Annotated in this window: 5 protein-coding genes and 1 pseudogene; 3 read left to right on the forward strand and 3 right to left on the reverse strand. The window is 70.8% G+C overall.

The window, feature by feature from the left end:
* Positions 1 to 18: 18 nt before the first annotated feature.
* The 3 genes from G6023_RS09365 to G6023_RS09380 form a co-directional block, all read right to left on the reverse strand.
* Positions 19 to 1,659, reverse strand: a complete 1,641-nt coding sequence (locus G6023_RS09365; protein WP_182635151.1) for an AMP-binding protein — start codon at positions 1,657 to 1,659, stop codon at positions 19 to 21.
* A 1,004-nt stretch (positions 1,660 to 2,663) separates the two neighbouring features.
* Positions 2,664 to 3,653, reverse strand: a complete 990-nt coding sequence (locus G6023_RS09375) for a cytochrome P450 family protein (RefSeq protein ID WP_241727784.1) — start codon at positions 3,651 to 3,653, stop codon at positions 2,664 to 2,666.
* Positions 3,654 to 3,661: 8 nt separating this feature from the next.
* Positions 3,662 to 4,234 carry a TetR/AcrR family transcriptional regulator gene (locus tag G6023_RS09380; protein ID WP_069389549.1) on the reverse strand — a complete coding sequence of 191 codons (573 nt, stop codon included), beginning with the start codon at positions 4,232 to 4,234 and terminating at the stop codon, positions 3,662 to 3,664.
* A gap of 152 nt (positions 4,235 to 4,386) precedes the next feature.
* Between G6023_RS09380 and G6023_RS09385 the strand changes: the two are divergent.
* The 3 genes and pseudogenes from G6023_RS09385 to G6023_RS09395 all read left to right on the forward strand — a co-directional run.
* A pseudogene (locus G6023_RS09385) lies at positions 4,387 to 5,831 on the forward strand (aldehyde dehydrogenase).
* 166 nt (positions 5,832 to 5,997) lie between these two features.
* Entirely contained in the window at positions 5,998 to 6,750 is a 753-nt protein-coding gene (locus G6023_RS09390) for an SDR family oxidoreductase (RefSeq protein WP_132063016.1), read from the forward strand.
* The coding region (locus tag G6023_RS09395; protein WP_241727785.1) for an NAD(P)-binding domain-containing protein at positions 6,747 to 6,968 on the forward strand (222 nt) is incomplete at its 3' end. The genes G6023_RS09390 and G6023_RS09395, both read left to right, overlap by 4 nt.

Raw genomic sequence — 6,968 nt, forward strand, 5'->3', positions numbered from 1 at the left:
CGCCCAGGTGGAGCGCGGTCACTGCCGGCGGTCGTGGTCGGGCCCGCGGTCGGCGAGGACCCGCTTGGCCCACCCGTAGTCCGTCTTGCTGCTGGGGTGCCGCTCCACCGTGTCGACGACCCAGAACGCGACCGGGATCTTGAACCCCGCCAGGGTCGCGCGCAGCGCCTCCTCCAGGGCCGCGAAGTCCCCGGTGTGGCCGTCATCCCACTGGAGCACCGCCCCGACCCGGTGGCCGAACCGCTCGTCCGGCACGCCCAGCGCCACGGCGTCCTGCACGCCCTCGGCGGCCTTGAGCGCCGACTCGACCTCCTCGGCGAAGATCTTCTCGCCACCCGAGTTGATCACCTGGCTGCCCCGGCCGAGCATGATGATCGTGTCCGGGCCGTCGTACCTGCCGCGGTCGCCGGTGAACACCCGCCGGGTCCCGGCGATCTCGCGGAACGTCTCCGCCGACTTGGCGGCGTCCTTGTAGTAGCCACTGGGCTGGTAGCCGGCCTTGACGATCCAGCCGATCTCGGTGGAGTCGTCGGGCAGCGGCTCGTCGAAGTCGTCCACCAGTTGCAGGCCGCTGCCCCGGGGGATGCGGGGGCCGTGGTCTGCGAACAGGGACCCGTCGTCGACGTTCGCCCTCGTCACGACTCCCAGCCCGCCGAAGCCGCTCTCGGAGGACCCGAACGCGTCCATGATCATGAGATCGGGGCGCAGCTCGAAGAGTTCGGCCTTGACCGACGGCGAGAACAGGGCGGCGCCGGAGCTGACCATGAACACACTCGAGGTGTCGGCACCGGTGCCGCGCATCCGTCCGAGCATCGGCCGCACCATGGCGTCGCCGGCGAGGACGACGATCTGGATCTTCTCGCTCTCGATCTCCTCGAGCACGTCGTCCGCCCGGAAGTGCGGCAGGTAGTGGCACGTGCCCCCGGAGAACAGGGCGGTGAACGAGGGCATGAGCCCGGAGGTGTGGATGAGCGGGAGCAGGACGAGGTAGCGCGCGGGGTCCCCGCCCAGGCCGGCACGGGACTGGTGGTACTCGTCGGGCACCGGCTCCCCGGTGTAGTAGTCGCTGCCCCCGCCGAGGCTGCGCCACAGGTCCTCCTGGCGCCACATCACGCCCTTCGGCTTGCCGGTGGTCCCGCCCGTGAAGACGAGGAAGAGGTCGTCCGCGCTGCGTTCCACCGGCGCCCGGTCCGGCGAGGCCGCAGCGAGGAGTTCCCGGGCGTCGAGCGTGCCGGACGGCAGCTCCCCCGCCCCGGATCCGTCCTCGACCACGATGAGGTGACGCAGCCGCTCCGCGTCCCCGACCGCACCCGCCACCGCCGGGGTGAACTCGCGATGGAAGACCAGGGCGCAGGAGTCGGAGTAGTCGTACAGGTACCCCAGCTCGGATCCCGCGTAGCGGTAGTTGATGCTGACGGGCACGGCACGGAGCTTGAGGACGCCGAGGAACAGCGCGATGCAGTCCACCCCGTTGCGCAGGTGGATCGCCACGTGATCGCCGGGCCCCACCCCCCGGGAGGCCAGCCCGTCCGCCCACCGATTGGCCTCGGCCTCCAGGTCCGCGTACGTGAGCCGGCGGTCGTCCTCCACCACCGCGAGCCGGTCGCGTCCGTACGCGTCGACCGCGTGCTCGAAGAGATCTGCCAGGGTGTGTGCCATTACGGGGTCCTCCGGGGCGGGCTACTCGGGTGGAGCGGACTCGTCGGGTGGGGTCGGCTCAGACGGGCGTGATGGGGAGCGGGGTGCGGGTGGGCCCGAAGGTGAACGCCGCGCCGGTGCTGATGCGGGTGACGGCGACCTCCTCGCCCTCCGTGGCCGGCTCGTCGCCCAACCGCAGGACCGCCTCCACGTGCGAGCCGTCTGTCGGGACTCGCTCCACGGTCCAGTGCGGGTCGACGGCCTGCGCGGCGGCGGCGAGGGGCCGAAGGCCGTCCCGGGCGAGCAGCGGAAGCCAGGTGTCGTCGGCGAACCCGTCGGCGGCGGTGTCCCAGCGGACCGTCAGCTCGGTACCGTCCGCGGACACCTCCGATGAGTAGCCGGTGTAAGCGGTGGGCCCGGCGAGAGGGTGCACGTCGAGTACCGCGGCGAGGCCGAGCGCGTCGGGGCCCACGCCCAGGACCTCGCGGATCCGTCCCGCCGCGACACCGGCGATGCCGGTGGCCTGGTAGGCGAGGAGCCGGTCCGCCGTCTCGGTGTCCGACCGACGCCGCACCGACTGGTGGAAACCGACGGCGAGCAGGTGCATCTGGAGATAGACCTCGCGGGTGATCCGGATGAGTGCGGCGGAGGTGAACTCGGTGAAGACCAGGTCGGTCAGCAGTGGTCCCGCGTAGTCGTCGCGCGGGCCCTCGCCGGTCGTGTCCCGGGGCGCCGGGGGGTCGAACCGGAAGTCGATGATCCGGCTGGACGCGGACTCGAGCGCGGGTCCGGGCACCGGGAACGGCTCGCCGTCCGGGTCGATCCGCACCCGCCAGTGGCAGTGCGGGGTGCGGCCCTCCGGGGCGCGGGGCGGGCGGTGGATGGGTTCGACGACCGCGAGCGGATTGGTGGCCAGCGCGGTGGCGGGAAAGGTGGGGTCCTCGATGTCGTGGCACATGGTGGTGACCAGCCGGTCCCCCATCGGCTCGACGTCCATGAGGGCTCCACAGTGGTCCAGCCAGAACTCACCGTTGTCGTGGTCGGTCACCGAGTACCGGAAGTCCATGAACTCCGGCGGGGCGCCCACGTCCAGTTGGAAGCCCTTGAAGATCTCGGCGACGCCGTCGCCGGTGATCGACAGCGCGTCCTTCATCCGGCGGGCGTAGTGGGGACTGGCGGCCTGCCATTCCTCGATCGCCACGTCCGTCGAGCACGGCCCGCGACTGGCCGGGGTACTCGTGGCCCCAGAACAGGGCGTTGGCCAGAAGCTTGGTCGTGGTCTCGTTGCCGGCCACCACCATGAGGAACAGGAAGGACAGGATCTCGTCGTCGTCCAGCTTCTCGCCGTCGATCTCGGCGTCGAGCAGTGCGGAGGTGAGGTCCCCGGTCCGGGCGGTACGACGCTCGGCGACCATCCCCTGGTAGTAGGTGATGAGGTCGAGCGCGGCCACCATGGAGTCCTCCGGCACGTCCTGCACGCCCTCCTCGCGGTGCATGACGAGGTCGGCCAGCCGACGCAGTTCGGCCCGGTCGACCTCCGGTACGCCCATGAGATCCGAGATGACGTCCATGGGCAGCTTGCCCGCGTAGTCGTCGACGAAGTCGATGGTCTCCCCGTCGCGGGACCGGGCCAGGCACTCGTCCCAGTACTGCCGCGAGATCCTCGAGATCCCCTCGGACAGGGCGTCCACGCGCCTGGAGGTGAACCCCTTGCTCACCAGTTTGCGCAGGCGGGCGTGGCGGGGATCGTCCATCGCGAGGAAGGACATCGTCTTGTAGGCGTGCGGCCCGTACGCGGCGGGGTCCAGCGAGACCCCCATGGCGTTGGAGAACACGTCCGGCGCGCGGAACGCCTCGCGGACGTCCGCGTGCCTGCTCAGCGCCCAGAAGTCGAGGTCCGGGTTGTTGTAGACGGGCGCCTCGGCGCGGAGACGGGCGTAGAACGGGTAGGGATCCTCGTGCACCGCGTAGTCGTACGGGCTGAACACGAGCGGAGCGGGCGTCGCGGTGGTCATCTCGGGCGTCACCTCAGGATCAGTCGTGCTGCGGATTCGATCGCGTCTGCCATGTCCGAGTAGGAGCCGTAGCCCATGCCCGCCCGGACGAGTGCCCCGGCGTAGACCATCTCCAGCGCCTGGACCACCTCGTCGTCGTTCCGCTCCCCCAACGCCGCCACGAGGCGACGTCGGATATCGGCGCCGATCCGTACCCGCAGGTGGGAGACCTCGGGGTCGTCGCCCAACAGGGCGGCGGTGACGGCCGACGACAGTTCCGGCTCGTCGGCGAGGAGGAGCGCGACGTCGCGCAACACGGCGACCACCCGGTCGGCGGCGGAGCCACCGTCGGCGGCCTCGGTCACGTGGTCGTCCAGACGGCGCCAGAACACCTCCGCGATGAGGTGGCCCTTGGAGGAGAAGTACGTGTAGGCGGTCGCCGGTGCGACGCCGGCCCTGGCGGCCACGGCACGGACGGCCAGGCCTCCCGGACCCTTCTCCCGCAGCACCTCGACCGCCGCGCTGGTCAGGCGGTCGACGGTCTCGGCCTGCTGGGCGTTGAGCCTGCGCCGCGTCGATTCGAACCGAAGATCACTGGACATGTGTCTGGACAGTACACCACCGTCCGGACTATCGTCTAGACAGCTGTCCAGCCACTCTGGATCGATCCACCGCTGAATCGACCCACCGCTGAATCGACCCACCACGACGGAAGGCTCCGAAGTGACGACGAGCATCGCCGACACCGCCCCCCCTGCTGATCGGCGGTGAGCTGCGACCCGCGACCGGGGGCGCCACGTTCGACGTCCTCAACCCGGCCACCGAGGAGGTCATCGGCCGGGCCGCCGACGCCGGGCGCGAGGACATGGACGCGGCCATCGCCGCCGCGCGCACCGCGTTCGACACCACCGACTGGTCCTGGGACCACGCGTTCCGTGCGCGGTGCCTGCGCCAGCTCCGCGACGCACTTCAGGGACACATCGAGGAGCTGCGGGCACTGACCATCGCCGAGGTCGGCGCGCCCCACATGTTCACGACCGGCCCCCAGCTGGAGGGGCCCGTCGCGGACCTGGGCTGGCTCGCCGACCTGGTGGAGGCCTACGAGTGGGTCACCGAGCTAGGGGAGTCCGAGATCATGGGCGTGCGCTCCAACCGCTCGACCCGGCCCGAGGCGATCGGCGTCGTCGGGGCCATCACCCCGTGGAACTTCCCCAACCAGATCAACTTCGCCAAGATCGGCCCCGCGCTGGCCGCCGGCTGCACCGTGGTGCTCAAGCCCGCCCCCGACACCCCGCTCATCGCCGCGGCCGTGGCCCGGATCGCCGCCGAGGAGACGGACATCCCCGCCGGCGTACTCAACGTGGTGTCGTCGTCCGACCACGGCCTCGGCGAACAGCTGACCACCGATCCTCGCGTCGACCTGGTCTCCTTCACCGGATCCACCGCGACCGGCAAGAAGATCATGGCCGCCGCCGCCGAGACGCTGAAGAAGGTCTTCCTCGAACTCGGCGGCAAGTCCGCCGCGGTCGTGCTGGACGACGCCGACCTGAACTCGGCGTGCTTCATGACCGCCCTCAACGCGTGTACGCACGCCGGCCAGGGTTGTGCGCTGACCACCCGCCTCGTCGTGCCCCGCGAGAGGTACGACGAGGCGGTCGAGGCGGCCAAGGGCGCCATGGCGGCATTCGCCCCGAAGGACCCCAACGACCCGGGTGCCTTCTGCGGCCCGGTCATCTCCGCGGTCCAGCGCGAGCGCATCGAGGGCTACATCGCCCTGGCGCGCCAGGAGGGCGGGACCATCGAGATCGGCGGCGGTCGCCCCACCGGCGAGGGCATGGAGCGCGGGTTCTGGGTGGAGCCGACCCTCACTCCGGTCTCGACAACTCGGCACGCGTGGCGCAGGAGGAGATCTTCGGCCCCGTCCTGGTGGTCATCCCCCACGATGGCGACTCCGATGCGATCCGGATCGCCAACGACTCCCCGTACGGCCTGTCCGGAGCCGTGTGGGGCACCGACCCCGAGCGGATCGAGAAGGTCGTGGCCGGCATTCGCACCGGCACCCTCGGCGTCAACGGCGGCCAGTGGTACGGCGCCGACGTGCCCTTCGGCGGGTACAAGCAGTCCGGCATCGGCCGCGAGAGGGGCCGCGAGGGCTTCGAGGAGTACCTCGAGATCAAGTCCGTGGCCACCCCGGCCTGAGGCCCCGGACAGCCCCGGACAGCCCCGGACAGCACCGGAGAGCACCGGAGAGCCCGGGCACCCGGCACCACTGGCCCGGCACCTGGCCCCACACCACTCACCAGCACCACTCACCAGCACCACCCCATCCAGCATCACCACGCCGACAGGAAGAGACACACACGACATGGGACGTTTCGACGGTAGGACCGCCATCGTGACCGGAGCCGCCGGCGGCAACGGCGAGGAGTACGCCAAGGCCCTCGCGGCCGAGGGCGCGAACGTGGTGGTCGCCGACGTGTCGACCGAGAACGGGGAGCGCGTCGCCGCGGACATCGTCGCCGCGGGCGGCCGGGCGGTCTTCCAGCACACGGACGTCTCGGACCCCGACTCGGCCAACGCCTGTGCCGAGGCCGCGGTCGAGGAGTTCGGCCGCCTGGACATCCTGGTCAACAACGCCGCGATCTTCGGCGGCATGAAGCTCGACTTCCTCATCACCGTGCCGTGGGACTACTACGAGAAGTTCATGTCGGTGAACCTCAACGGTCAGCTGCTCATGGTCCGCGCCTGCTGGGAGAAGATGGCCGCCGCCGGCGGTGGCGCCATCGTCAACCAGTCCTCCACCGCGGCGTGGCTGTACTCGGGCTTCTACGGGCTGGCCAAGGTGGGCGTCAACGGCCTCACCCAGCAGCTCGCCACCGAGCTGGGCGGCTCGAACATCCGCATCAACGCCATCGCTCCCGGGCCGATCGACACCGAGGCCAACCGCTCCTCGACCCCGCAGTCGATCGTCAAGGAGATGGTCGACAAGCTGCCCATCAAGCGCATGGGTCAGCCGGAGGACCTGGTGGGGATGCTGCTGTTCCTGCTGTCGGACGAGGCGTCGTGGATCACCGGACAGATCTTCAACGTCGACGGCGGACAGATCATCCGGTCATGAGCGGGCATCCGATCACGAGCGACCCGGCCCCGACCCCCGAACAGGACCCCGCACCCGCGATCGGCCCCGGCGGTCCCGGCGACTCCCCCGCGCCGGTCGGGTTCATCGGCCTGGGCAACATGGGTGCGCCGATCGCGAATCGCCTCCTGGCCTGGCCGGGCGGGCTCGTGGTGTGCGACGTGCGCCCGGAGGCGGCCGAGCCGTTCGTCGCCGAGGGC

The sequence above is a fragment of the Dietzia sp. DQ11-71 genome, from assembly GCF_014144995.1.
Lineage (GTDB): Bacteria > Actinomycetota > Actinomycetes > Mycobacteriales > Mycobacteriaceae > Dietzia > Dietzia kunjamensis.

Coding starts and splice junctions, on each gene's coding strand:
- G6023_RS09365 (WP_182635151.1), bottom strand. CDS start 1,659: ATGGCACACACCCTGGCAGATCTCTTCGAGCACGCGGTCGACGCGTAC.
- G6023_RS09375 (WP_241727784.1), bottom strand. CDS start 3,653: ATGACCACCGCGACGCCCGCTCCGCTCGTGTTCAGCCCGTACGACTAC.
- G6023_RS09380 (WP_069389549.1), bottom strand. CDS start 4,234: ATGTCCAGTGATCTTCGGTTCGAATCGACGCGGCGCAGGCTCAACGCC.
- G6023_RS09390 (WP_132063016.1), top strand. CDS start 5,998: ATGGGACGTTTCGACGGTAGGACCGCCATCGTGACCGGAGCCGCCGGC.